This is a genomic window from Nocardia sp. CA-128927 (genome assembly GCF_050955855.1).
Classification (GTDB): domain Bacteria; phylum Actinomycetota; class Actinomycetes; order Mycobacteriales; family Mycobacteriaceae; genus Nocardia.
In genome coordinates, this window is record NZ_CP192087.1 from 7,082,237 (window position 1) to 7,106,081 (window position 23,845).

The following is a 23,845-nucleotide window of genomic DNA, read 5'->3' on the forward strand; positions in this document are numbered from 1 at the left end:
TGCATGGATGATGACCTCGATCAAGCGCTGGACGCGGTCGGTCCACGGCTCCGCGCGCTGCGCCGCGAACGCCAAACCACCCTGGCCGCCTTGTCCGCAGCCACCGGTATCTCGGTGAGCACCCTGTCTCGCCTGGAATCGGGCGGTCGCCGCCCGACCCTCGAGCAACTGCTCCCCCTTGCCAGAGCCCACGGCGTCACACTCGACGAACTCGTCGACGCCCCGCAGACCGGCGACCCACGCATCCATCTGCGTCCAGTCATGGCCCACGGCATGACCATCCTCCCGCTGACCCGCCGGGCGGGCGGCATCCAAGCCTTCAAGATGGTGCTTCCGGCCAGTTCCAGCCGGAAAGTACCGTCACCGCAGACTCATGAAGGCTACGAGTGGCTATACGTCCTCAACGGCAAACTGCGACTCGTGCTCGGCGAACGCGACCTGATACTCGCTCCCGGCGAAGCCGCCGAATTCGACACCCGGGTGCCGCACTGGTTCGGCGCCGCCAACGCCGAACCCGTCGAGTTCCTAAGCCTTTTCGGCACGCAAGGCGAACGGGCGCACGTGCGGGCCCGCCCGAAACCACCCGCAGGAAAATAGGTCGAGTTCGCCCCGACGGGTCTGTACGATCCGTGTATGGAGTGATGACCGATACCGTGTGCGCCCGCCGTATACCGCTGCCCCAGTTGTGGATTCAGCGCTCGGCGGTGCTGCCCGTATCCGTCATCGCTCCTCCTACCCAGGACATCCATGACCGACGAAACGTTCCTTCCGCACGTCACCAGCCGGTTGGCCGCCGTCCCCGGCGTCCAGGTGGTCACCCTCGGCGGCTCCCGCGCCCAGGGCACCAACGCTCCGGACAGCGACTGGGACCTCGCCATCTACTACCGCAGAACCCTCGACCCCAACGACGTACGCGAAATCGGCTGGCCCGGTGAAGTTTCCGAGCTCGGTGGCTGGGGCGGTGGAGTGTTCAACGGCGGCGCCTAGTTCACCATCGACGACCGCAAAGTCGACGTGCACTACCGCGACCTCGACGTCGTCGAACACGAACTCGCCGAAGCCGAACAAGGCCGATTCCATTGGGAACCACTGATGTTCCACCTGGCAGGCATCCCCAGCTATCTGGTGGTCGCCGAACTAGCCATCAACCAGGTCCTACACGGGACGCTCCCCCGCCCCACCTACCCTGAAGCTCTGCGTAAATCGGCACCACCGATATGGCAGAACCGAGCAGCCATGACCCTGCAATACGGCAAAGACGCCTACGCCCAACGCGGTCAGGCCACCGAGGTGGCGGGAAGCCTCGCCATCGCCGCAATGCAGACAGCCCACGCGGTCCTGGCTGCCCGCGGCGAATGGACCATCAATGAAAAGCGAATGCTGCAACGAGCTGGGCTACGTGGCATCGATGAGATCGTCGCCCGCCTCGACCCGAAGTGCTTGACCCAGGCGATCATCGAGACGGAAACACTACTCGACGGTGCCATGAATTACGGCTGACAACTGTCGCCGACACAGCGCTACGATCAAGAAAATCCCCGCTGCCCGAGCTGGCAGCGGGGATTTCCGAAGTATTACGTAGCTACGACTCCGGTCGAAACTACTTGGGCCCGAACAGGCAGAAAGCTTCCGACGACGCTGCCGCGGAACCGGTGCCACCGGTCTGGCAGGGCCGATTGGCATCCTTGGTTTCGAGGTACAGCGCGTAGTTGTAGTCACCGGTCGCCGAATTCGGCGAGGTGGCACTGCACCGGTAGCCGAGAACCTCACCGTGCACCTGCGCCTTACCGGCGTTTTCGCAGGCCGCCCTGGTGGAGTACGACCCACCGTCGATCGTCCGGGCACCGGCCTCACCCGCAGCGAAACCGGTGATGGCAATGCCCGCCACAGCGAGGATGATTACGCGCTTCAAAGCGTATTTCCTTTCATTCAAAGCTAATTCGGCGATACCGCGCCGACTTTGCCGAACGTTATCAACCGATCTTCGCGATACACAAGCCGAAGCAGACCAGAGGCATCGCGTCGCATTTATCGAAGCGCGCCAAGTAAATTGAACCTTTCAAAGGGTGTTACGCGGACACGCGATGGGAATCCGATCGCACCAAAACCGTCCAGCGCTGAGCTACAGCCGTAGTGGGGACCAACACCTACTGGCGATGGCTGACCAAATCAACTGGGACTGAACCAGTCCCATCGTCCGGGGTCGGCGGTTCGGGTTGCTTCGGAGCCGCCGGCACCCACCCGCGCAGCGGCTGCACCACCGATCCATAGAACGTGTCGGTCGCCGACTTCACGCTGGCGATGAAGCTGGCCGCAGTCCCGGATCGCCGACTACCCATCGGAAAGTTCTGCACCAGTGAGAAAGACACGATCGGACCGGCACGACCGGCCGTCAGCACCTTCGGATTCGCGCGCACCGTAGCGAGGAGTTCACACGCTTCGTTGCCACGCTCTGCGAACACCACTTCGACCTGAACATCTCCAGGTGCGTCCTCGAGTTGTCTGATCAGCCACGACAATCGACGACCCGAGGTCCCCTCGTTCGGCGCATCAAGGGTGGTGCGGCAGCGAATCTTGTTGGTTCGCACATCGGCGACCACCACCAAATCGCCTGCGGTATCGGGGATCCGGAGCACCGCCTCGAACGTTCCGTCGGCAGCAAGCCTTTCCGCGACCGCCGCGCTACGCACGGTCGGATCTGCACGGTGTCGACGCGACAGCACGTGGTTGACGGTCGCGCCGAGCTGGGCGGTCAGTCGCAGCGCGAGATGCCGCGACAGCGACACCCAGGTATCGGCGACGGCCAACGCCTTCTGGTCGCCCGCACGCAGCGTCCCCGCCGTCACCGCGTCACGGACAGCGACCCAATGCCGACCCATATCGACGAACTCGGAGGCCCCGGATCGTGGGCAGTCGAGGTAGCGCAGGAACTCACTCAGGATCCAGGCATGCAGGTCCTCCTCGATACCGCCGTGCGAGAGCAACATTCGCGCCTCGTGCGCCACCTCGGCCCACGACAGATGTCGCAACGCGACCCTGGTGAGCTTGCGACGGTCGACCTCGACCGGAAGCTCGCCGGGACTGGCCGGGACGTCGTTCGACAAGCTGACAACCACGTCGTATTTCTTCCTGCGCGCCACATCGAGGTAGCTCTCCAGCTGATCCCGCCGGAGCTTGCCGTTGCCGGTCTTGACCTCGAGCAGGCCGGTCCACACCCGGCCGCCCCGCGACACCTTGAGGACCGCGTCCGGGATGACCTTCGAGTCACCCCGCTCGAACTGAACCTCGACGTATCCCTCGAAGGCGCCGACCGGCGCACCCATCCGCGCACAGATTGCCCGCGCGAACGGCCGCACCGCCTGCATGGTGGCGATCAAGGCCGATGTCGCACGCCGCTCCTGCTCCTCGCCGACGCCGACCCCGATCACCGAGAACAACGGAGCCCGCTGCCAGGTATCGAGCTCAGCGAGCTTGAACTCGACCGGCTTGGTCTTCTTCGGCGCCCGCTTGGCCGTGCGGACTCCGCGGTTCTGCACTGGCGTCCGCGCTGCCGATCCGGACGGGCGTTCGCACACCTGATGTGGTGCAGCGGCCGGTTCCGGAGTGGTCACAGCAGGCGCTTCGGTCGGCTCGTGTCCGGCATCCTCGTCCACATCGACGCCGAAGTGTGCCGCCAAACCGGCCAGACCCGATTCCCAGCCCTGCCCCACCGCGCGAACCTTCCACTCGGTGCCACGTCGATACACCTCACCGAAGACGAATGCCGACTCCGTGGTGGCATCGGCGGTGGCGTACTCCGCCAGCGAGTGCCCCGCCGCATCGACGATCCGAAGTGTGAGTTTGCCCAGGTCCCCGAAGGTTCCGACGCCAACACTGCCGACAAGCGCCACAGTGTGCACATTCCCTGGAATCGCCGACAGATCGAGCGCGATCCTCGCCTGCGCACCCTCCTCGGTCGCGCTCGCCCCCAGAAACCGCACCGCCCCCTCCGCCGATTCCGGCTGATTGTAGAAGACGAAATCGCTGTCACAGCCGACTTTCCCGTCCGCCCCCAACAGCAGCGCAGACCCATCGACCTCGATCTCCGATTCGGTCCACCCGATCACCACATCGATCCGGACCACATCATCAGGCAGCGACAGATTCTGGCCCTTGCTCAACATCGGAGACGTCACAACGATCACCCTTCTCGTGATTCGACAAGCAGAGTCACCGGAAGGGTCAGCCGACACCGCACATCGAGCCCCAACCAGGAAGCACCGAGCAACCCAGCACCGCCTCGACCTCACGCCCTACGGCAGCTACATCCTCGCCTGATGAGTTTCCCAGCAATGACTTTCACTGTCTGTCCGCTGAACACCGGACAGGCGTGCGAGAGACCCGTCCGCCGCGGAGTTCATGCGCCATCCTCAAGGAACGGAAACGCGTACGAACGCGCATACGTGTACTGCGGCGACACGGTGATCACGTCACACACTCGCACCACCCGCTCCGGCACCTTCCCACCGAAATGCTCCGCACTCGGCACGACTACAGCCTCGGCCTCAACAGCGCGAACCACATTCAACAACCGCTCGACCGGCTCATCGGTATCCGGCCCGAACACCACAGTCTTCGCCAGCTCGTATCCGAGTCGCTTTGCCAGACTTCGGATCTGAGTCTCGTGCCACGGTTGGGAGACACCGGAAACGTCACGGCGCAGATACCCGATCGCCGTCGGTCGTTGCCTCATCGGTTCACCCGGTTCGTGCGATCGAACGGCTCGCCCAGCGAAGCCCGTACCGTCGACGCCGCGAAACTTGTTCTGCCACATAACTGCTTCACCGTCCGCGTCGGCGACAATCCCGCCAGTGCGGCAAGGACCACGGCTTGAGTCTCGGTGAGCGGCACAGCGAACCCCTAGCTGTCGTTGTTGGCTGGCAGCTCGGGACCGGGTCGGCTGGCACCAGTCCCAAGCGCCGTCTACGACGCTAGGAAGCGATTCGAGGCTGGGCCACAATCTTGCACGGTCTTGCACGTATTCGACTATCTGGGAACGAATCCGGTTCGAGTGAGGAATCATGTAGAGAGCACGGAAAGACCGTGCATGATTCTCGACAAGGGGAAGATCATGCGCTTGCAGTTCCTCGGCAAAGGCGGGTCCGGCAAGGACGACTGCCCGACCCTGTACGCCACCGACCAGGAAAGCTATTTGATCCAAGGCTGGAGGACCAACGAACCGGAGGTAGTCGAAATTCCACACCTCCTGCTCGGATTTGCGGAAAAGGACACCTTCATCGGTGTGCCGCTAGCAGACACCGGCCGTGGCACGTTCACACTCGCTGGCCGACCCGTTATCGACAGCGACACACTCGATCAGCTGACCATGGAAGAATACGAAACGGCGATCGAGGTACCCAAGAGCGAGAGGGCTTATTACGGTGGAGTTCCGGCCAACTAGGCCACTCTTCCAAGAGTGTCATCATGAAGCGTTCCGATTAGAGGTCCAGGACTCGTACGGCGTGTCGGGCGAATCCGAGCCGCTCGAGCGGTTTTTGAACAACGAACCGTTCGATCTCCGACCATGGTTTCAGGATTGGTACGACTTCGTACAGGAGGCCACCGCGCGCGGGGTTACTTTCCGCCGCGTGCGAGTGGTCACCGTCCCGCACACCGATTATCACCGGTGGATGTTGACTCTGACGGCACTCAACGTCGAAGCAGGCGAAGACATTCGGTATTTGCCGCGTCATCTCGCCGGAGAAGTGCCCTCTGACGATTGGTGGCTGTTCGACAATGAGCGAGTCGCGTTCAACCTCGCAGATGGCGATGGGCGCGCCGTCGGCGGTTCTGCGGAAACAAACGACCCCTGGATTGTCGACTACTACCGAAGCGTGAAAGACCGGCTCTGGCCATTGGCGACGCCCTATCGTGAGTACGTCCAGGACACGAAGACAAACACCGGGCAGTGACGAACTCGGCACAAGAGGCCCGAGAGGCTCTCGGGAAGAGGCTCCGGCAGATCCGGCGGACTGCCGGGTTAACCGGCGTCGACCTCGCCCGGCGAGCGGGTTGGCATGAGTCGAAGGTCTCTAAGATCGAATACGGCCGAATCAAGCCATCTGACACGGATATTCACGCCTACTGCGCTCACACCAGCGCGAATCATCAACTTCCCGACTTACTTGCCACCCTCCACAACATCGACTCTGCGTATATCGAATGGCGGCAGATTCTCGGCACCGGCGTAAAGCGTCGACAACAGCAAACCCTCAAACTCGAATCGGAAGCCACGTTCATCCGCAACTATCAGCCGTTCATCGTTGCCGGACTACTCCAGACCGCAGAATACGCCAGGGCCATCCTCAAGAATGTCATCGAGTTCTATGATATACCCGACGATCTGGACGAAGGTGTGTCGAAGCGAATGGAACGGCAACAAGTTCTGTACCGGCGCAACAAGCGTTTTCATTTCTTAATCGGGGAACAGTCCCTTTATACGACAGTCGGAGATGACGGGGTCATGGCCGGACAGCTGGATCGACTGATGTCCGTCATCGGGCTACCGCGCGTCACGCTCGGAATCATCCCGTTGACGGCCGAAGCCAAGGTACTGATGAACAATTTTGTCATGTTCGACAACCGGCTGGTGAAGGAAGAAGGCAGCACGGCCGGTCTCGCCATTACGCAGCCCAGAGAGCTCGCGCTTTACGGGCGCGCCTTCGACATACTCGCGAGACAATCGCTGACGGGACCAGCCGCTCGGACGCTGATCGGCGAAGCGCTCGAGCGGAGGCACTCGACCAGCTAGACGACGCAGTCATCGAAGTGCCCATCAGAGAGGACGTTACGGTGCAGCTCCAGGACAGTCACGAATGGCAGCAGGTGCTCAGTACCGGATTGACGCGCCGTCAGCAGCAATCGATCGAGCTCGAAGCAGAAACGACTGAGCTGCGCGTCTACCAAACGCAGATCGTTCCCGGTCTGCTCCAAACCGCTGAGTACGCAGAAGCTCTGATGCAGCGACTTGTCGAGTTCCACCGGGTGCCGGACGACGTCGAGCAGGGTGTGTCCACTCGGATGGCGCGGCAACGCATCCTCCACGAGGATGACCACCGATTCCACTTCCTTATCTCCGAACAGTCGCTGCATTCGACCGTCGGCAGTGAGGACGTGATGCGCAGACAACTCGATAGGTTGGCGTCGACTCTAGGAATGCCGCGCATCACGCTAGGAGTCATACCGGCCGCGGCCGAAGTGCTTATGGTCTCGACCAGCTTCGTGATGTTCGATGACCGCATGGTCATGGTGGAGGGCACAGCGGCCGAGCTCACCATTACGCAACCGCGAGAGGTAGCGATCTACAGACGGGCATTCGACACTTTCGCTGAGCAGGCTGTGATCGGCGCGGAAGCCCGAGCGCTGATCATGGCAGCCATGGACCGTCGATGTAGCTCCGAGGGACACTGACCGATTGTCGAAATCACGCATCCGGAAATCCACCGACGAGGGCACCACGATGAACAACACGATCGACAAGATTGCCTGGATCCACCTGGAACACAACAGGATCCTCAGTACCCGTTCACGCGGCAAGGACGTCTACTACATACCCGGCGGCAAGCGCGAACCCGGCGAAACCGACCTCGACACCCTCGCCCGGGAGATCACTGAAGAACTCGACGTCACCATCATTCCCGCTACTGCCACCCACGTGGGTACCTTCCATGCCCAAGCCCACGGTCACGCGGGTGGCGTCATCGTCCAGATGACCTGCTACACCGCCGACCACCACGGAACAGCAACCCCCAGTAGCGAAATCGACGAAGTCGTCTGGCTTACCTATGCCGACCGCGCCCGCGTCTCAACAGTCGACCAACTCATTTTCGATCACCTCCACGAAACCGGCGAACTTCACTGACCAAACGCCATCCACAGGACTAGACTATTTCACCCCAACGTGAAAGGACCTTCTAGGTGCAGCTTGTAGGTGATGACGGATTCAAGAACCTCCTACAGTCCTGTGAGCGCGAAGCGTTTCATCTCGAACTGCTCGACTCTTACGCCGAACCCAATGAGCACGAACCGTTTCGGCGGTTCCTCGAGGACGAGCCGGACGATCATATGTGGTTTCAACCGTGGATGGACCTTGTACGGGAAACCACGGGCCGGGGTGTGGCTGTGACACGCACTCGTATCGTCTCGGTGCCGCATACCGACTACACCCGGTTCTCTTTAGCGGTGGCTGAGCTGAACGCCCGGGCCGGGGAGGACATCCGCTACTTGCCTCGTCATTTGGCCGAAGATGTTCCGCCAGATGACTTCTGGCTGTTCGATGATCAACTGGTGATCTTCTCAGCGTTCGGTGGATCCAACGCATGGTCCGGTGCGGTGACCGTTGACACGAACATCGTGGGCTACTGCCAGCAGGTCAAAGAACGGTTCTGGCCGTTGTCAATACCGTATTCAACCTACGTCACAACGTAATTGAGTTCCATGGCGACATCGGGCTCACTCAGCCGATGTCGACTGAGTTGGGTTCGTGGCGGTGGCAGTTGGCGAGGATTGCGTCGTGGATGTATTGGGAGAGGCCGGGGGCCATGTCGTCGTAGTTGAGGCCGGAGCGTTGGTTGGTGCGGTAGGCGGTGGCTAGGTTGCGGTGGGTTTCGTGGGGGCAGTCGTGGAACCAGTGGTGGAGGTGTTGTTCGGCTAGGTCCATGGCTTGGGGGGAGGCGGCGGGGAGGCCGGCGTGCATGGCGTCGGCGAGGTGTTGGTGGATGGTGGCCTGTTCGGTGCGTAGGGTTTGCCAGTCTTGTTCGGTGTAGTGGACGGTGCGGTCGCGGCGTTGGATGAATTCGGGTGTGTGGCCCCATTTTTCGGTGATTTCGTCGGCTCGGTCGATGAGTTTGTCGACGCCGAGTACCAGTAGTCTTTCGGCGGAGGTCAGGGTGATGCCGATTCGGCGGGCGGTGAGTTCCTTGTCGATGAGGGCGATCATGGATTGGTAGCGGGTGGTTTTCGCGGTCAGCAGCTCGCGTTGGCGGCGGAGGTGGTCCTCGTCGCCGATTGCGGGGTCGGCCAGGACGGCGGTGATGTCCGGGAGGCCGAGGTCCAGTTCGCGGTAGAAGAGGATGCGTTGCAGGCGTTGGAGGTCGGCGTCGGAGTAGAGGCGGTAGCCGGCCTTGCTGCGCGCGGATGGTTCGAGTAGACCGATTTCGTCGTAGTGGTGCAGGGTACGGATCGAGACGCCGGTTAGTTCGGCGACTGCGCCGACGGTGTATTCGAATGGCTCCATGTCTGCCACTGCGCAGCCTCACGTGACGTGAGTGTCAAGAGCGGAACAAGTGGTCACTGGCCGTAGGAGAACCTGAGATCGGCGAAGAGAAGCTGGTTGAGGCGGCGACGGAGGTGGCCGGTCTTGCTCTCGTCCGGAGGGTCGCCCGGGGTGAGCAAGGTGAATTTGAGCAAGGTGTCGCCGCCCATGACCGGCGTCAGCTCGAAGTGCACTTGGTCGTCAGGTCTACTCGGCCACAGTGACGACCACACAACCCTGTTGGGTTTGTCGGACTCCAGAACTCTGGGTTCGACTTCGTCGGCCAGCAGCGCAAGCCAGGCCCGCGCTTGTGGCCGCCGCGGCTCCGTCAGCGATTCCCACACGACAGACGGCGGCGCAGGCAGCCTCCGCGCCCTCGAACCGATCTCGATCACGCAACCAGCCTAAACGTGCCGCTCCCCCTGACGAATCCATATTCAGTGGCACATGGTGGCGGCAAACGTCGAGAAGGGTCCGCCATGGTGTGCCACTGAACGTGGATTCAGCACTTTGGGGCGAGCGGTTACTGTTCGGGGCTTAGGATTTCGCCGGTTTCTGCCGAGCGGATGAGGATTGCTTCGATGGGGCAGGATTCGGCGGCGTCGGTGAGGAGGTCGTCGGGGACGACGACCTCTGCTATCGGGCTGGAGCGGCCGTCGACGAGGGTGAAGTGTTCAGGAGCGAGGCCGGTGCACATGCCTGATCCGAGGCAGGTGCCACGATCCACCTCGATCCGCCAATGTTGTTCTGCCATACCAGTTTCCCCTTAACAGCTCACTGGAAGCGCTTTCGGCCCACGTACCAGCAAGCCGGTCTTCCACGGTACTTCCTCGAACGGGACCGCGAGGTGCAGCGTCGGGAAGCGTTGCAGCAGTGAGCCTAACGCGACCTGCAACTCCAGTCTGGCGAGTTGGGCACCGAGACAGTGGTGCACACCGTGGCCGAACGCCATGTGCGGGTTGTTGTTTCGGGTGAGATCCAGCTCGTCGGAGTTGCCGAACACGCCCTCGTCGCGATTGGCGGCCTGCGTGTTGACGATTACCGACTCGCCTGCCCGGACGGTGACACCGCTGAGTTCGACGTCCTCGGTGGCTACCCGGGCGAACGATCCGCCGGAACCCAGCTGGACGTAGCGCAGCAGTTCCTCGATCGCGCCGGGTACCAATTCCGGTCGACCACGCAGCAATTCCCAGTGCCGCGGCTCGCTGAGCAGGACATAGGTGAAGTTGGCGATCTGGTTGGCGGTCGTCTCGTGGCCCGCGATCAGCAGGCCGATACCCAGATTGACCAGCTCGTCCTCGCTCAACCGGTCATCGTTGTCGCGGGCGGCGACCAACGCGCCGAGCAGGTCGTCGGCCGGACGCTCCCTGCGTTGCGCCACCACCTCGGCGAGGTACGCCTCGAGTGCCGCACGCGCGTCATCGATCTGCTCGGGGGTGTGCGCGGTGGTGGACAGCACGGTGTCGGAGAAATCCCGGAACCGATGCTGGTCTTGCGTTGGCACGCCGAGCATCTCGCAGATCACGGTGACCGGCAGCGGCAGGGCGAGGCTCTGCACCAGATCGGCCACCGGCCCGGCCGATTCGATCTCGTCGAGCCGCTCGTTCACGATCTCCTGTGCGCGCGGGCGAAGTTGCTCGACCCGGCGGCTGGTGAACGCCTTGGCGACCAGCTTGCGCAGCCGACTGTGCTCCGGCGGATCCATGCTGAGCAACGAGTTCTGGCGCGACGGGTTCGGTGTGGTCCGCGGAATGTCCTCGCGGTCCACCGTCACCGCGCGACTGAACCGCGGGTCGGCGAGCACCAGTTTGGCGTCCGCGTAACGGGTGACCAGCCAGCCCTCGTCGCCGTAGGGCAACTGGACACGGGAGACCGGCTCCTCGCGGCGCAGCTTGGCGAAGAGCGGGTCCATGTCCAGGCGGATGGGTTCACCGAAAGGGTATTGGCGCACCTCAGTTTTCACGGTCATGCGGGTCTCCCTTGGCCGACGCCGACTGGCGCGGTAGCGATGTAAGCAATTGCTTACAACACCTCATGTTAGGGAGGTCACACTGCTCCGTCAACGGTCGGATTCCGTTACGGCGGCGGGAAATTCGCGTCCGTGCGGGGCAGCAGCGCTTGGGCGGCGTGCAGCACATGGCGGGCAACTGTGGCCGGTTCCGCGCTGGCCAGTGGCTCTCTGCGGTGCACCGTGCGCAGCAGACCGATGCCGAGCAACCAGGCGAGCAGCAGGTCGGCACACAGCTCGCTATCCGGGCCGTCGCCGAGCGAGGACATCGCACGGACGTACTCGTCCCCCAGTTCGCGGCGAATCGCCGACGCGCCTTCATCGTGTCCGGTGGACCGCAGTGCGGCCTGCAGCCAATGTTCCTGCGCCACAGAACCGCTCGGCTCGAGCATGCCCGCGAGCAGCCTGCTCAACAGCCCGTCGACCGGCCCCTCCTCCAGTCTGCGGCGTCCCTGATCCGCGATCGCCGCCCGGAACAGCTCGTCCTTGTTGCCGAAATACCGGAACAGCAATGCCTGATTCACCCCGGCGCGCGCCGCGATGTCGCGCACCGTGGCGCGCTCGTACCCGCGCTCGGCGAACAACTCCTGTGCCGCGGCGAGAATCGCGGCTCTGGTGGCGGTCGAATCCCTTTTGCGGCTGACCGTTTCGTGCTCAGTAGACATGCATCCTCCGGTTGCCAAATCTCCGGAAGAGCAGCGTAAAGCAGGCAACCGATCCTTCGCTGACACCAGTTGCGGACGCGACCGAGCGGTCCGCAACTGCCGCTAAGGATTGTCTACTTCGACCACTTTGGCGAGGCCAGGTGTTTCACGCGCCGAGTGCCCCGGCCAGGTGCGGCCAGGAATCGTGCAGGTCGGTCTCGAACTGACCCCAGGTATGCGCGCCCTCGGGCCGGTTGACGTGCACCGCGGGCAGTCCGAGCTGGTCGAGCCGGCCCGCGAAGGCGGCCGTGCACGCGCTCGCGATGGCCTCGATCGGCGGGAACGGCAGTCCGCCTTCGTCGATCGCGCCGGGGTACCGGTAGCGGCGGATAGATAGATCGTTTTCCAGCCAGCACAGCAGCATTGGCGAACGCGTCGTGCGCCCGCCAGATCGCATCGCCCGGCGCGCCCCACATGTTCGCGGTGTTGCCGCCACCGCGCACCACCTGGGCGCTGACCATCGCTACGCCGAGAGCGTCAGCGGTCCACGGACATCCGCTGTACGCGGCGACGGCGCTGTACACATCGGGCGCTTGGATCGCCAGGTCGACCGCGGACCCCGCACTCATCGATACCCCGGCGATCGCGTTCCGTCCGGTGCTGCGGAGCTGTGCGTCGAGGACACCCGGCAGTTCCCGGGTGAGGTAGGTCGTCCACCTGTTGCGGCCGACCGCCGGGTCGTCGGCGAGCCAGTCGGTGTACAGGCTGTACGCGCCACCGACCGGCATCACCACGTTGACGTGCTTGTCGGCGAAGAACTCCCGAACATCGGTGTCGTCCCACCACGAGATGCCGTCCTGGCCACCACCGATCCCGGTGAGCAGGTACAGCGTCGGCGCCGGACCACCCGCGGCTCGAATCACCCTGTTGGTCACCACCCGATCCATCGACGGCGAATAGACATCCATCTGCGAGACCGACCCGCCAAGGGAAGCCTCCTCGACCAACCGCGCCCCCGTCGGGGCCGACGCGGCCGACCCGACGGACAAGACCGAAACCATCACCACACCGACGAGCGAAACCAAATACTTTGCAGCCGCCACTATTCCGTTATACCGCCGGAAGACCGGGGTAAAACCTGAAGTGGAGAACCAAGATTCGGGTCTTGACAGCGGGGCAGGCATGCCCCTTCGGCTGGCTCACCAGCCCTGATGACGCCGAACCTGAACGGGGACAAACACTATCGAGCGAAGCCGGACAGTGCGATCGGAACCCGCAGCACGACTGGCTGATTCAGCGATATCAAGGGTCCAGCGAATACCCAGCATGATCCGCGAGCAGCAGCGCGCCCGTTGACCCATGCCCCGGATCGCAGCGACCGACGGCCACCCGCCCCCGTACCGCCGCGCAGTCACCGCCCCGGCCCCGATCAAGACGAATTCGATCCCCGACCGATTTCCGCCGGAAATCCGCACAAGCTGGACACCCAGGTATTCAGCGCGTATAAGCTGCACGCGCCCGGCGAACGCTCCTGCATCAGATGCCAATTCGCATACCACGAAATTCTGCTGGCGCGCGCCACCGTCGGCGTGCGAACCCGCGCCGGACTACACGGTGAACAAATCACACTCAATCCCTGCGGTTTCGTGTCAAATTGCACAAGCGGACATACCCACCACCATGAGTCCGCAGGGCACGGCACCCGCGACACCCCCGCACTAGCTGCGCAGACGGCGAAAATGACCCCGGATCACCGCCGCGCCGACACGCGAATCGCGCACAGGCCCTCCTCAGATTCCGCGGCGCGCCGAACGGTGACATCGGTTGTACGTCGAGCCGCCTAGGCGCAGCCACCCACAATCGGCGGGAAAAAGGTAGGCTGACGCGGCGCTAGTGCTGTCGGCAGTAGGCTGGCAGAGCAGTGAGCGGAGAATGCTTTTGCACACATTCCGCTCGCCCGCGTTAACCATGCGGCCAGCGCGCATGGAATGCTGTCCACTGAGTCCGTAATTTTGCAACATTTCTGTGGACTGAAACATCACTGAGTACAAGGAGAAAATATGACACAGGGCGTCGTCAAGTGGTTCAACGCGGAGAAGGGGTTCGGCTTCATCGCGCAGGACGGCGGCGGTCCCGACGTCTTCGTCCACTACTCGGCTCTCGGCGGGTCCGGGTTCAAGTCCCTCGATGAGGGACAGCGTGTGGAGTTCGAGGTCGGCCAGGGCCAGAAGGGTCCGCAGGCCACGGACGTCCGCGCCATCTGATTTCAGGCCGGATTGACGCTCCTCCCACTTTTCGGGTGGGAGGGGCACACCTGCTTCAAATACCCCGGTCGATCATGTCCAGCATCCGCTCACCGATAGCGTCGAGCTGATCGTCCGGCAAGGTTCGCAGCGGTCCGTCGATGGCCAGAAACGCCATCCCGTGCACCGCCGACCACACCAAGTACTCCGCGCCGGGCCTGCGTTCCGGCGGCAGACTCCCCGATTCGACCAGCTCGTCGAGCGCGTCTCCGAGCAGTTCGATGCCTGATCTGCCGGTCGGACCCGCCGCATCCGGCACACCCATCGCGGTGGCATCCCGCCCGCTCGTGAACGCGGTACGGAACAGTCCGGGCTCGGTACGCGCGAATCGCAAGTAACCAACGCCGGCACTGCGGAACCGCTGTCGCGCGGCCACCGCGGGATCCACGCTCGGGGTGAGATTCTCCTGCTCCGCCGCCATCATGGTCGCCATCTGTGCCAGCGCAGCGGTCGCCACGGCATTGACGAGAGCATTCCGGTCGGCGAAGTACGTGTACGCCGCGTTCGGCGCCACACCGGCCTGTCGAGCCGCCGCACGGAGCACGATCGCGTCCGGACCACCGCCGGCGCGCGCGAGACGCAGGCCTGCCTCGATCAGCGCGGGTTTGAGTGCGCCGTGCCGGTAGGTAGTGCGCCGGGCGGCCTGCGAACTGCGCTCAGTCATAAAACCCCTCAATGTGATTCGCACCACATCATCTGTACGGCATCCAGATACTGACCTACGTTCTGTACGCCGTTCAGATTAGTGGAACGGATACAACTACCGAGGGACGACCATGGACCCCATCAAACTGTTCACCGCGATCGCGCTGATCTCGCTGCCCACTGTGATGTACGGCGGAGTCATGGCCTTGCGCCTGCTCGCCGCCGACAAGCTGACCGAGTACCAGCGCACCTACTTCCGGGCCGGACACGCGCACGCGGGCGTGCTGCTGGTGATGACACTGGCGACGCTCGCGATTCTGGCGGACACCGGATTCGGCGATGGTGTGCTGTGGGTCGTGTGCACGCTGCTGGCGGTCGGCGTGATCGCCCAATCCGGCGGCATGTTCCTCAATCTCGCGATCGGCAAGCCGGGCAAGTGGTCGGCCGCGAACACGCTGAGCGCCGTCGGTGGCTTGCTGATGGCCATCGCGCTGCTCACCACCGCTTACGGGGTTATTTTCTGAACGAGCCCGGCGAGTTGTCCTCGCCGAGCTGTCGTCGGTCAGATGGCCAGGGGCAGTAGGAGATCGGCGGACTCGAGATCCAGCAGGGTGCGCTTAGCGGGGAGTCCGCCCGCGTAGCCGGTGAGGGCGCCGCCCGCGCCGAGGACTCGGTGGCACGGGATCAGGATCAGCAGTGGGTTGCGGGCCAGTGCGCCGCCGATTTTGCGGGCATCCTCGGGTCCACGGCCCAGTGCGCGGGCGAGTGCGCCGTAGGTCGTCGTATCGCCGTAACCGGTTGTGGTTTCGAGGGTTTCCAGGACTTGGCGGTCGAAGGTGCTCATCGCGGACCGGTCCATGGGGACCGTGAATTCGTGGCGGGTGCCCGCCAGGTATCCGTCGATCTGGGCGATCGCGGTGACGAGATATTCGAGCGCACAAGAGTTCTCGGCAGTCGGCGGGGTGGGCGCGTCATCGGTGAATACGACCCGGGTGACGCCCGTCGCGCTCGCTTCGATGCGGAGGTTGCCGAGTGTCGAGGCGTGAACTGTGCGGGCTGCGGAGGTCTGCATGGTGTGCTCCTGTTCGGCGTTCTTGTCATCTGGTAGACGACGGCCGAGGCGCAAACGTGAGATCTACTGAGAATTGTTGTGCTGGGTGACTTTCCAGGCCGCGTACTGCTCCGGCAAACAGACCGCGCAAGGTCGGTAGCCCGCGCTGATCGCGGTGGGTTCGTCGGCGAAGAAGACGCGGTGGGCGCGGTAAGCACCGCGAGACAGGGCACGCAGGGCGGACGGGCAGTCCAGGCGACCGTAGATTCTGCCGCGCCGATGGCCGCCGTACCTGCCCGGAGTCGGGCTGCGGTACGGGCGGCCGTCGGCGTCGAGCAGCGTGTACATGATGTTGCTATTGGGCGTCATGCAGGACGAGGCCGAGGGTGTGGCGGATACCGCCGCGAATTCGGCTGACACCGTGGCGAACCGGAGCACGCGACCAGCCACGGCTCGACGGGGTCGGTCGGTCGCGCGTGGTGAAGATCAGGCCGTGTCCTTGCTCTAACACGGTGACAGTGGCTTTCGACTGGGCGCGCGGGCGTTGCTCGACGAGCAGGAACTCGCCCCCGGTGTGGTCGACGACTGGACGGTCCAGTCCGATCACCACTTGCAACGGGAACACCAGGTCACCGTAGAGATCACGGTGCAAGGCGTTCCAGTCACCTTCGGTGTAGCGCAACAGGATCGGCGTCGGTTTCGATTGACCGGCGGCGTGGCAGGCGTCGAGCCAGTCACCGAAGTCGTCAGGCCACGGTGCCGGATCGCCGAGCCGGTCGGCCCAGGAGCGGGCGACGGGCAACAGTTTTCGATAGAACGCCGCGCGCATCGCCATGATCGGTTCGGGCACCGGATCGGCGAAGTATCGGTAGGTGCCCTGACCGAATCGGTAGCGCGCCATGTCGATGGTGGAACGGAATCTCGCCAGGTCGTCCCACATTTCGGTGAACTCGGCGCATTCGTCGGGCGTCAAGAGCGGGCCGGTCTGGGCACAACCGTAGGCATCGATCTCGTCGATGAGCTCGGGCCAGGACTGCGCGGCTACTCGATCGGCCAGCGGGGCAAGGATTTCGGTCTTCGGCATACCGCCTCCAAGGTCAGCGGGGTTGTCGGTGCCGCGTCGACCATCCGTGAGTGATCGCTGGACGGTCGGCGCCGCAACGGATTTCAGTTGTCGCGAGTTTGGTGGCGCTTACGCGGCTTCCAGCGTCAGCAGTGCGGTTTTGGCTTCGATGCCGCCGACGTACTGGCCGATCGATCCATCGCTACGCACCACCCGATGGCACGGAATCACCACGGGCAGTGGGTTGTGCGCGCAGGCCGAGCCGACGGCGCGGACCGCCCGTGGGTTACCGACGGCAGCGGCGACGACGGCATAGCTTTCACGGTGCCCGTAGCCGATGTCGATCAGATGCTCGATCACCTGGCGGCGGAATCCGCCGGTCAGTTGCAGATCGAGGGGCAGATCGAAATGCGTTCGGGCACCGGCGAAGTACTCGTCGATCTCGCGAGCCGCGGCATCCAAACGAGCGGGTGCGGCGAGCACGCGCGGGCTGACCCGCTCGGCCAGGGTGGTCAGGACGGTATCGTGGTTCTCGTTGGGATAGGCGACACGCACCAGGCCCGCCGGGGTGGCCGCGAGCAACAGCGTGCCGACGGGGGTGTCCATGGTGCGGTAGGCGACGTCGAGCAAGCCTGCGGACTGTGCGTCTGCCGCCAACCGCAGGTGCAGTTGGGCGAGCAGGTCGCGGTCGGGGGTCAGGCCGTCGAACAGGCCGTTCGGGTCGCCACGGTCGATGGTGGCCATCATGTTTCATCCTTCGGATAGAGCTTGCGCAGAGTTTTGAGGCCGTCGGCGGCGGCGCGGCGGGCGGCGTCGGTGGAATTGCCGAGCAGCGCGGCGATTTCGGCGTGCGGCAGGCCTGCCAGGTAGTGGTAGGCGACCGCCTGACGTTGCTTGGGCGGCAAAGCTTTCAAGGCGGCCCAGAGGTCCGGGTCGTAGTCGGCCGGGTCGGGGTCCGTGGCCGGACGCTCGGGCAGTGTCTCGGCCGGGACCGGGGCGCGGGTGAGCGCGCGGCCGACGTCGATCGCGCGACGGTGCGCGATGGTGACCAACCATGCCTCGATGTGCGCGTCGGGGTCGAGGTCGGGATACGCGCGGAGGGCGGACAGGAACGTCTCCGACCACGCGTCGGCCGCATCCGTCGGACCGAGCACCGCCCGGCAGACGCGCAGCACCATCGGGCCGTATTCGGCCACCACTTCCTCGAACGGAGGCAATCTCACACTGGGTAGACGTGCGGGGCGTGGAAAACGTGAGATTCGCAGGTCATCGGCTGCCGTCTTCGCGGCGGGACAGCCCGCTGGCGCGCAGCACCCGGCGTGCGATACCGGCCCTGATGGACTCGTCGGTGCCGATGACGCGGACGTGGCGGCGGGCGCGGGTGATCGCCGTGTAGAGCAGTTCCTTGGTCAGCAGGGTCGATTCCGGTTCGGGCAGGACCACCGAGACGGTGTCGTACTGACTGCCCTGGCTGCGGTGGATGGTCATGGCGAACACGGTGACCACGGCCGGGAACTGGGTCGGGTGCACGAGGTAGGGCTCGCTGCCGCGTTGCAGTGCGGCGCGCAGTGAGCCATCGGGCATGCGGACCACGACGCCGGTGTCGCCGTTGTAGATACGGGCCTCGTGATCGTTGGCGGTGACCAGCAGTGGCTGGCCTGGATACCAGGGCGCCGAGTGGGACTCGGGGCCCGCTCCCCCGGCGGCCGCCCACTCGGCGGCCATGCGGTCCCAGCGCTCGACGCCGAACGGGCCCTGGCGATGCGCGCACAGCAGGCGGTGCGATTCGAGGGCGGTGAGCGCGCCCGCGGCGTCACCGGCGAGGGCCGCGGTGGTCACCTCGCGGGCAGCGCGCACGACATCCGCACGGACACCGGCCATCTCGTCGGGGGCGCTGAGCGACAGTTCGTCACCGCCGGCGCGGAGCAGTTCGAGTGCGGTGTCGGCATCGCCCGCGCGGACGGCGACGGCGAGATCGGCGATCCGGCCGCCGAAGCGGCGGCCGCGGGTCAGTCGAACGATGCCGCCGCGCAGGCGAGTTCGCTCCAGTGTCGTGAGTGCGGCCGGATTTTGTTCCGGCGCGGCCGATTCCGGGGAATCCGCGCCGAGGATCTCGTCGAGCATCGGATTCGGGGTGCCCGCAACGGGTCCCGCGACGAGGTCGGCGAGCACCGCGCCCGCGTCGACCGAGGCGAGCTGGTCCGGGTCACCGACGAGTACCAGGCGGGTGTCGGGACGCAGGGCGGCGAACAGCCTGCTCATCATGGTCAGCGACACCATGGAGGTTTCGTCGACGACGATGACGTCGTAAGGGAGCCGGTTGAATTCGTGGTACTTGAACCGGGTGGTGCGGCCGCGCTGCCAGCCGAGCAGGCGGTGCAGGGTGGCGGCGGTGAGGTCGGGCAGGCCGAGCTCGTCGGCCTGTTCGCGCACGGCCTCCTGGAGTCGCGCGGCCGCCTTGCCCGTCGGCGCGGCCAGTGCGATCCGTAGCGCGGGGAGTTTGGGATTGGCCTTGCGGTGCGCGTCGAGCAGGCCGATGATGCGCGCGATGGTGTGCGTCTTGCCGGTGCCCGGGCCGCCCGCCACCACCGTGGTCCAGTGGGTCGCGGCGAGGGCGGCGGCGAGACGCTGGCGGTCGGGTACGCCGCCGACCGGCGCGTCGAACAGCCGATCCAGTTCGCGGCGAACGATATTCGGGTCGACCACCGGATGATGCCCGGATCGCTCGGTGAGGACGCGGCGGACCGTCTGCTCCTGCTGGTAGTACCGGTCCAGGTAGAGCAGCGGGCCGGTGTCGTCGCGGCGCTGGGATTCCACCAGCCGCAACGGTTGTAGCGGACCCGCGGGCCCACCGGTCACCAGTGGGCTGACGCGCAGCGCGCCCACCACTGCCTCGATGTCGGGCCATGGCAACGTCGCAGGATCGATTCGCTCGCCCGTGTCCCAGGTTTCGTCGGCATCGATGCCGATCTCCCGCATGCGGTGTAGCTCGAGGCACACCGAACCGGAGCGCACCGCCCGGACCGCGAGCGCCGCCGCGAACAACACCTCCTCGGTGTCCTCACGACCCAAGCGTCCCAAGCGAACCGCGACATGCACGTCCGCGGCGGACAGCACCCCCGCCTCGTTGAACGTCCGCAACAACCCCGTCCCCCGCTGCGCCAACTGAATCGAGGTCACCACTCCACCTTCCAGCCGCACACTTCTTGACCTCGCGCACACCCAATCGCATGCGAAACCGTGTGCGAGAAGTCAACACGTGTGCGGCTGCACGGCCCGCAGCCGTAGCCGGGGCGCGGCGACGGGAACGCGCACACGTCTCGACCTGCCGCACACCGAATCGCATGCGAAACCGTGTGCGGGAACTTGAGACGTGTGCAGCTCTGTGGTTCGTAGGCGGGCCGCGGCAACGGGAAGGCGGCGGTCATCGGGTGATCTCTCCGGCCAGCAGTTGGGACAGGGCGATGATGAGGGGGGCGGGCGGGTTCCAGTCGAAAACGCCGTAGCCGTGCGGGGTTTCGGGGCCGACCATGCCGCGGACGAAGAGGTAGCGGGCGCCGCCGAGGTGGCGGGTGGGGTCGTAGGCGGGCAGGCGCCAGCGCAGGTAGCGGTGCAGTGCGACCGCGTACAGCAGCGCCTGGAGGGGGTAGTGGGAGCGCAGCATCTCGGCGGCCATGCGGTCGCGGGTGTAGTGCTCGACGGTGAGGTCGCCGGTGCCGAGGCGGTTGGTCTTGTAGTCGACGATCACGAATCTGGTGTCCGCGCCGTCGGTTACCCGGAGGACGGCGTCGATGCTGCCGGTCAGGTAACCGCGCAGCGGGATGTCGTCGAGGGTCGCCAGGTGGTCGGCGTAGACGAAAAGGTCGTCGTCGGAGGGCAAGTGGGTGCGCAGCAGGTCCGCGATCTGCCGCAACGTCGCCGATTCGGCGCTCGGGGTGTCGCCGCCGGCCAGCGGCAGCTCGAATTCCAACTCGTTCAGGCGATCTCGGGTGGAGATGTCGGCGAGCGAGCCGATGCCGAGCGGGGTGCGCAGCGCGGCGAGCACGGCGGTGCTGAGCACGGCCGGATCGGCTTCGGCCATGAGTTCGTCGATGATTGCCCGGCAGCGGTTATCCACCTCCGCCGCAAGATCCGGTGCGTCCGTGTCGATCATCTCGAACACGGCATGCACGAGCGTGCCGAACTCCGCGCCGTACGGCAGCGAGTTCATCAACGACGGTGCGCCGGAGAACACTTCCTCGACCTCGGCGACCACCGGGGTGCTCGGCTCATCGGCAGGGCCGCGATCTTCTTCTGGTTCGATTTCCAGCTCGGGTACGGCGGGTCCGTGCGCGGAGGCGGTCAGCGCCGAGTACGAGGTGCGCCGCCAGTGCTGGTCCAGCTTGCGGTCGAAGTGTGCGGCGGCGAGCTCGCCGGTGACGGGTTCGGTGCGCACCCGCTGGATCGCGACGTCGTCGGTTCCGGCCACGGCCGTCAACGAGATGGCCTGCGCTGCTCCCCCTGCCCAGGCCGAAAGCAGTCCCGGCGCAACGGCATCCGCGGGCACCGAGGCGCGCGGCGGGACGGTGTCGCCGCCGTCGGGGCGGCCCAGGATCATCCGGTGCAGTGGCGATGCCGCGGTGGTGATCGCGGGCGCCCACCACGCGACGACCTGGCACATGGCGCGGGTCAGCGCGACGTACAGCAGGCGCAGTTCCTCACCCGCCTCCTCGGATTCGCTGCGCAGCTTGCGTTCCGCGTACCCGGACGCGTCCGGCCCGCCGACGTCGAGCACGCGCATGTCGTTGTCGTCGTGGAACAGCAGCGTCGCCGGGTACGGGTTCTTCGCGTTGTCCCAGGCGAACGGCAAGTAGACGATGGGGAATTCGAGGCCCTTGCTGGCGTGCACGGTGGCGATCTGCACGGCGGCGGCATCGCGGTCGAGCCTTCGGCTGCGGTCGGCGACGGTGCCCGACGCGGGATCACGCACCCGATCGCCGAGCCAGCGGGTCAGTGCGGTCAGCCCGAGCGATTCGGTGAGCGACACCTGATCGAGCAGTTGCGCGACGTGCCGCAGGTCGGTGAGTTGCCGCTCGCCGTTCTCGACAGCGAGCAGCCGGTGCGCTAAATCCGCTTCGGCCGAGATCTTTTCGAATACCGCGGCGAACCCGGCGCGAGCGAAGAGTCGAGCGGCATCACGGAGTTGCGCGCTGACTCGGCCGACGAGATCCGCACCACCGCTATCGATCTCGGCGGCGGTGATGCCGATCAGTGGTGTGCACGCCGCCAAGCGGACCCGATCTCCGCGATGCGGCTGTTCGAGTGCCCGCAGCAACCACAGCCAGTCGGTGGCGCTGCTCGTCGCGAACACACTGGTGCCGCCCGCCAGCACGGAGGCGACCCCGACTCGGTCCAAAGCTGCTCGCACTACGTCGATTTGGGACCGCGTCCGGACCAGAACAGCGATATCACCGGGGCTGATCGGCCTGCGCGTGACATCGCCCGATGCATCCTCTCCGGTGCGGCTCGGTCGTGTGGCAGTGGCCAACGAGACCTCGGATTCGAGGAGCCGGACGATATCGGCGGCAAGATCGTCGGCCACCTTCGCACGCATCCGGCCGACCGCCGGGAACCCGGACTTGTTCAATGGGCCAGCGCCAGTACGCGGTAGGCACCGCATCCGCATCGGAGTGACGAGCTCATCCGGCCCGGCCAGACGCGACCATGGCCGGGTGGCGTTCACCGGATAGACGGTGATCTCCTTGTGCCCCAATGCCGCACCGCCTTGCAGGTGATCCAGCGCTGCCAGCAGACCGGCGTCGCTGCGCCAGTTGGTGGTGAGCTCCTTGCGGGTGTCTGCGTGTGCGACGGCATCCAGGTAACTGAGCACCTCGGCGCCACGGAACGCGTAGATGGCCTGCTTCGGGTCACCGACGAGCACCAGGGTGGTGTGACCGTGGAACGAGCGGCGCAGGATGTCCCACTGCAACGGGTCGGTGTCCTGGAACTCGTCCACCAGCGCGACTCGGTACCGCTCGCGAATACGACGGCAAGCCCGGGGTCCGTGCTCGGTGTCGGCCAGCACGTCGTGCAGCAGCACCAGCAGGTCGTCGAAGTCGCGCAGCCCGGCCAGCCGCTTCCGGCGTTCGGTTTCCGCGCGGACCGCGCCCGCGAAGGCCACCCGTTCCCCCGCCGCGGAGTCACCCTTCGGCATCAGCACCGCGTGCCGGTCGCGCACGGCGGCCAGCGCCAGGGTGTGCGCTTCCTTCACCGAGAACGGCGGTTCGGTACGGGCGTACCGGTTCAGGTAGAGGTCGTCGGCGACCGTGCCGATCAGCTCGTCGACGTTCTCGACCAGCCGCGAGCCGGGATCGTGCTCGCCCGCCAGCCCGAGCTCGTCGAGCATCCGCTGGCAGAAGCTGTGTGTGGTCGCGATGGTGCCCGCGTCGAAATCCGAAAGGGCCGCGAGCAATCGGGCCCGCCGACGTCGCACCTCGTCCGAATCCGCCTGCGCCAGATACCGAATCAGTTCGTCGGCGTGCGCGCGGGCCAGGTCCGGATCGGCGAGCCCGGCGGCGACCACGACGAACCGGTCCCGCGTGCGCTCCCGCAACTCCTGGGTTGCCGCCCGGCTGAACGTCACCAGCAGCAGCTGCGAGACATCGATTCCGGCCTCGGCCACGTACCGCACCGCCAACCCGACGATCGCGTGCGTCTTGCCGGTTCCGGCGCTCGCCTCCAACACGGTCGTCCCGGTGGGCAGCGGACCGTACGGCTCGAAGCTGTCGGGTGCGTCCATTTCGGGCACCACGAACGAGGTGTCTTGCACGGTCACGCGAACACCCGCCTTTCGACCCGCC

General features: G+C 65.2%; 25 protein-coding genes and 2 pseudogenes. 10 read left to right on the forward strand and 17 right to left on the reverse strand.

The window, feature by feature from the left end; all coding sequences use genetic code 11:
* Positions 1–3: 3 nt before the first annotated feature.
* A complete protein-coding gene (locus ACQPW1_RS32485) occupies positions 4–597 on the forward strand; it encodes a helix-turn-helix domain-containing protein (RefSeq protein WP_433655641.1) in 594 nt (197 codons plus the stop codon).
* 150 nt (positions 598–747) lie between these two features.
* A pseudogene (locus ACQPW1_RS32490) lies at positions 748–1,500 on the forward strand (nucleotidyltransferase domain-containing protein).
* A 100-nt stretch (positions 1,501–1,600) separates the two neighbouring features.
* On the opposite strand, the gene ACQPW1_RS32495 reads toward ACQPW1_RS32490, so the two are convergent.
* The 3 genes from ACQPW1_RS32495 to ACQPW1_RS32505 all read right to left on the reverse strand — a co-directional run bounded on the left by ACQPW1_RS32495 (position 1,601) and on the right by ACQPW1_RS32505 (position 4,732).
* A complete protein-coding gene (locus ACQPW1_RS32495) occupies positions 1,601–1,912 on the reverse strand; it encodes a hypothetical protein (protein ID WP_433655643.1) in 312 nt (103 codons plus the stop codon).
* Positions 1,913–2,147: 235 nt separating this feature from the next.
* A complete protein-coding gene (locus ACQPW1_RS32500) occupies positions 2,148–4,175 on the reverse strand; it encodes a TerD family protein (RefSeq protein WP_433655645.1) in 2,028 nt (675 codons plus the stop codon).
* A gap of 221 nt (positions 4,176–4,396) precedes the next feature.
* The gene (locus tag ACQPW1_RS32505) at positions 4,397–4,732 is read right to left on the reverse strand and encodes a hypothetical protein (RefSeq protein WP_433655647.1); all 336 of its coding nucleotides are present in this window, start codon (positions 4,730–4,732) and stop codon (positions 4,397–4,399) included.
* Between the two features lie 354 nt (positions 4,733–5,086).
* Here ACQPW1_RS32505 and ACQPW1_RS32510 point away from each other — a divergent pair, with 354 nt between their 5' ends.
* From ACQPW1_RS32510 to ACQPW1_RS32535, 6 genes are all read left to right on the forward strand, one after another.
* On the forward strand, positions 5,087–5,440 hold the full coding sequence (locus ACQPW1_RS32510) for a hypothetical protein (RefSeq protein WP_433655649.1): 354 nt from the start codon (positions 5,087–5,089) through the stop codon (positions 5,438–5,440).
* On the forward strand, positions 5,421–5,951 hold the full coding sequence (locus ACQPW1_RS32515) for a DUF6879 family protein (RefSeq protein ID WP_433655651.1): 531 nt from the start codon (positions 5,421–5,423) through the stop codon (positions 5,949–5,951). Before ACQPW1_RS32510 ends, ACQPW1_RS32515 begins: the two co-directional genes overlap by 20 nt.
* Positions 5,948–6,790 carry a helix-turn-helix domain-containing protein gene (locus ACQPW1_RS32520; protein WP_433655653.1) on the forward strand — a complete coding sequence of 281 codons (843 nt, stop codon included), beginning with the start codon at positions 5,948–5,950 and terminating at the stop codon, positions 6,788–6,790. Before ACQPW1_RS32515 ends, ACQPW1_RS32520 begins: the two co-directional genes overlap by 4 nt.
* A 74-nt stretch (positions 6,791–6,864) precedes the next feature.
* On the forward strand, positions 6,865–7,449 hold the full coding sequence (locus ACQPW1_RS32525; protein WP_433665391.1) for a DUF5753 domain-containing protein: 585 nt from the start codon (positions 6,865–6,867) through the stop codon (positions 7,447–7,449).
* A gap of 4 nt (positions 7,450–7,453) precedes the next feature.
* Complete coding sequence (locus ACQPW1_RS32530) at positions 7,454–7,900, forward strand: NUDIX hydrolase (RefSeq protein ID WP_433655655.1); 447 nt, start codon at positions 7,454–7,456, stop codon at positions 7,898–7,900.
* A gap of 56 nt (positions 7,901–7,956) precedes the next feature.
* Positions 7,957–8,466 carry a DUF6879 family protein gene (locus ACQPW1_RS32535; RefSeq protein WP_433655657.1) on the forward strand — a complete coding sequence of 170 codons (510 nt, stop codon included), beginning with the start codon at positions 7,957–7,959 and terminating at the stop codon, positions 8,464–8,466.
* A gap of 28 nt (positions 8,467–8,494) precedes the next feature.
* Here the strand turns inward: ACQPW1_RS32535 and ACQPW1_RS32540 are convergent, their stop codons facing one another.
* From ACQPW1_RS32540 to ACQPW1_RS32565, 6 genes and pseudogenes are all read right to left on the reverse strand, one after another.
* Positions 8,495–9,274 (reverse strand): MerR family transcriptional regulator, encoded by a 780-nt coding sequence (locus tag ACQPW1_RS32540; protein WP_433655659.1) that lies wholly within the window; start codon positions 9,272–9,274, stop codon positions 8,495–8,497.
* Positions 9,275–9,327: 53 nt separating this feature from the next.
* Positions 9,328–9,687, reverse strand: a complete 360-nt coding sequence (locus ACQPW1_RS32545) for a hypothetical protein (protein WP_433655661.1) — start codon at positions 9,685–9,687, stop codon at positions 9,328–9,330.
* Between the two features lie 128 nt (positions 9,688–9,815).
* Positions 9,816–10,046, reverse strand: a complete 231-nt coding sequence (locus ACQPW1_RS32550; RefSeq protein WP_433655663.1) for a ferredoxin — start codon at positions 10,044–10,046, stop codon at positions 9,816–9,818.
* A gap of 12 nt (positions 10,047–10,058) precedes the next feature.
* A complete protein-coding gene (locus ACQPW1_RS32555; protein WP_433655665.1) occupies positions 10,059–11,261 on the reverse strand; it encodes a cytochrome P450 in 1,203 nt (400 codons plus the stop codon).
* Positions 11,262–11,368: 107 nt separating this feature from the next.
* A complete protein-coding gene (locus ACQPW1_RS32560) occupies positions 11,369–11,965 on the reverse strand; it encodes a TetR family transcriptional regulator (RefSeq protein WP_433655667.1) in 597 nt (198 codons plus the stop codon).
* Positions 11,966–12,110: 145 nt separating this feature from the next.
* Positions 12,111–13,005 (reverse strand): annotated as a pseudogene (locus ACQPW1_RS32565) (alpha/beta hydrolase).
* A gap of 999 nt (positions 13,006–14,004) precedes the next feature.
* On the opposite strand from ACQPW1_RS32565, the gene ACQPW1_RS32570 reads away from it, so the two are divergent.
* The gene (locus ACQPW1_RS32570; protein ID WP_069166293.1) at positions 14,005–14,208 is read left to right on the forward strand and encodes a cold-shock protein; all 204 of its coding nucleotides are present in this window, start codon (positions 14,005–14,007) and stop codon (positions 14,206–14,208) included.
* A gap of 55 nt (positions 14,209–14,263) precedes the next feature.
* On the opposite strand, the gene ACQPW1_RS32575 is transcribed toward ACQPW1_RS32570, so the two are convergent.
* Entirely contained in the window at positions 14,264–14,911 is a 648-nt protein-coding gene (locus tag ACQPW1_RS32575; RefSeq protein WP_433655669.1) for a TetR/AcrR family transcriptional regulator, read from the reverse strand.
* 112 nt (positions 14,912–15,023) lie between these two features.
* On the opposite strand from ACQPW1_RS32575, the gene ACQPW1_RS32580 reads away from it, so the two are divergent.
* Positions 15,024–15,416 carry a hypothetical protein gene (locus ACQPW1_RS32580; protein WP_433655671.1) on the forward strand — a complete coding sequence of 131 codons (393 nt, stop codon included), beginning with the start codon at positions 15,024–15,026 and terminating at the stop codon, positions 15,414–15,416.
* 38 nt (positions 15,417–15,454) lie between these two features.
* Here the strand turns inward: ACQPW1_RS32580 and ACQPW1_RS32585 are convergent, their stop codons facing one another.
* The 7 genes from ACQPW1_RS32585 to ACQPW1_RS32615 all read right to left on the reverse strand — a co-directional run bounded on the left by ACQPW1_RS32585 (position 15,455) and on the right by ACQPW1_RS32615 (position 23,784).
* Positions 15,455–15,964, reverse strand: a complete 510-nt coding sequence (locus ACQPW1_RS32585) for a methylated-DNA--[protein]-cysteine S-methyltransferase (protein ID WP_433655673.1) — start codon at positions 15,962–15,964, stop codon at positions 15,455–15,457.
* 63 nt (positions 15,965–16,027) lie between these two features.
* On the reverse strand, positions 16,028–16,312 hold the full coding sequence (locus ACQPW1_RS32590) for an Ada metal-binding domain-containing protein (protein WP_433655675.1): 285 nt from the start codon (positions 16,310–16,312) through the stop codon (positions 16,028–16,030).
* Positions 16,299–17,027, reverse strand: coding sequence for a 2OG-Fe(II) oxygenase (locus ACQPW1_RS32595; RefSeq protein WP_433655677.1), 729 nt, complete (start codon positions 17,025–17,027; stop codon positions 16,299–16,301). Before ACQPW1_RS32595 ends, ACQPW1_RS32590 begins: the two co-directional genes overlap by 14 nt.
* 108 nt (positions 17,028–17,135) lie before the next feature.
* Positions 17,136–17,750 (reverse strand): methylated-DNA--[protein]-cysteine S-methyltransferase, encoded by a 615-nt coding sequence (locus ACQPW1_RS32600; RefSeq protein ID WP_433665392.1) that lies wholly within the window; start codon positions 17,748–17,750, stop codon positions 17,136–17,138.
* Positions 17,750–18,223: an RNA polymerase sigma factor gene (locus ACQPW1_RS32605; protein WP_433665393.1), complete on the reverse strand. Its 474-nt coding sequence runs from the start codon at positions 18,221–18,223 to the stop codon at positions 17,750–17,752. The genes ACQPW1_RS32600 and ACQPW1_RS32605 overlap by 1 nt, the downstream gene beginning before the upstream one ends.
* Before the next feature lie 49 nt (positions 18,224–18,272).
* Positions 18,273–20,186: an exodeoxyribonuclease V subunit alpha gene (gene recD, locus ACQPW1_RS32610; RefSeq protein WP_433655679.1), complete on the reverse strand. Its 1,914-nt coding sequence runs from the start codon at positions 20,184–20,186 to the stop codon at positions 18,273–18,275.
* Positions 20,187–20,430: 244 nt separating this feature from the next.
* Positions 20,431–23,784: a UvrD-helicase domain-containing protein gene (locus ACQPW1_RS32615; RefSeq protein WP_433665394.1), complete on the reverse strand. Its 3,354-nt coding sequence runs from the start codon at positions 23,782–23,784 to the stop codon at positions 20,431–20,433.
* Between the last annotated feature and the right edge of the window lie 61 nt (positions 23,785–23,845).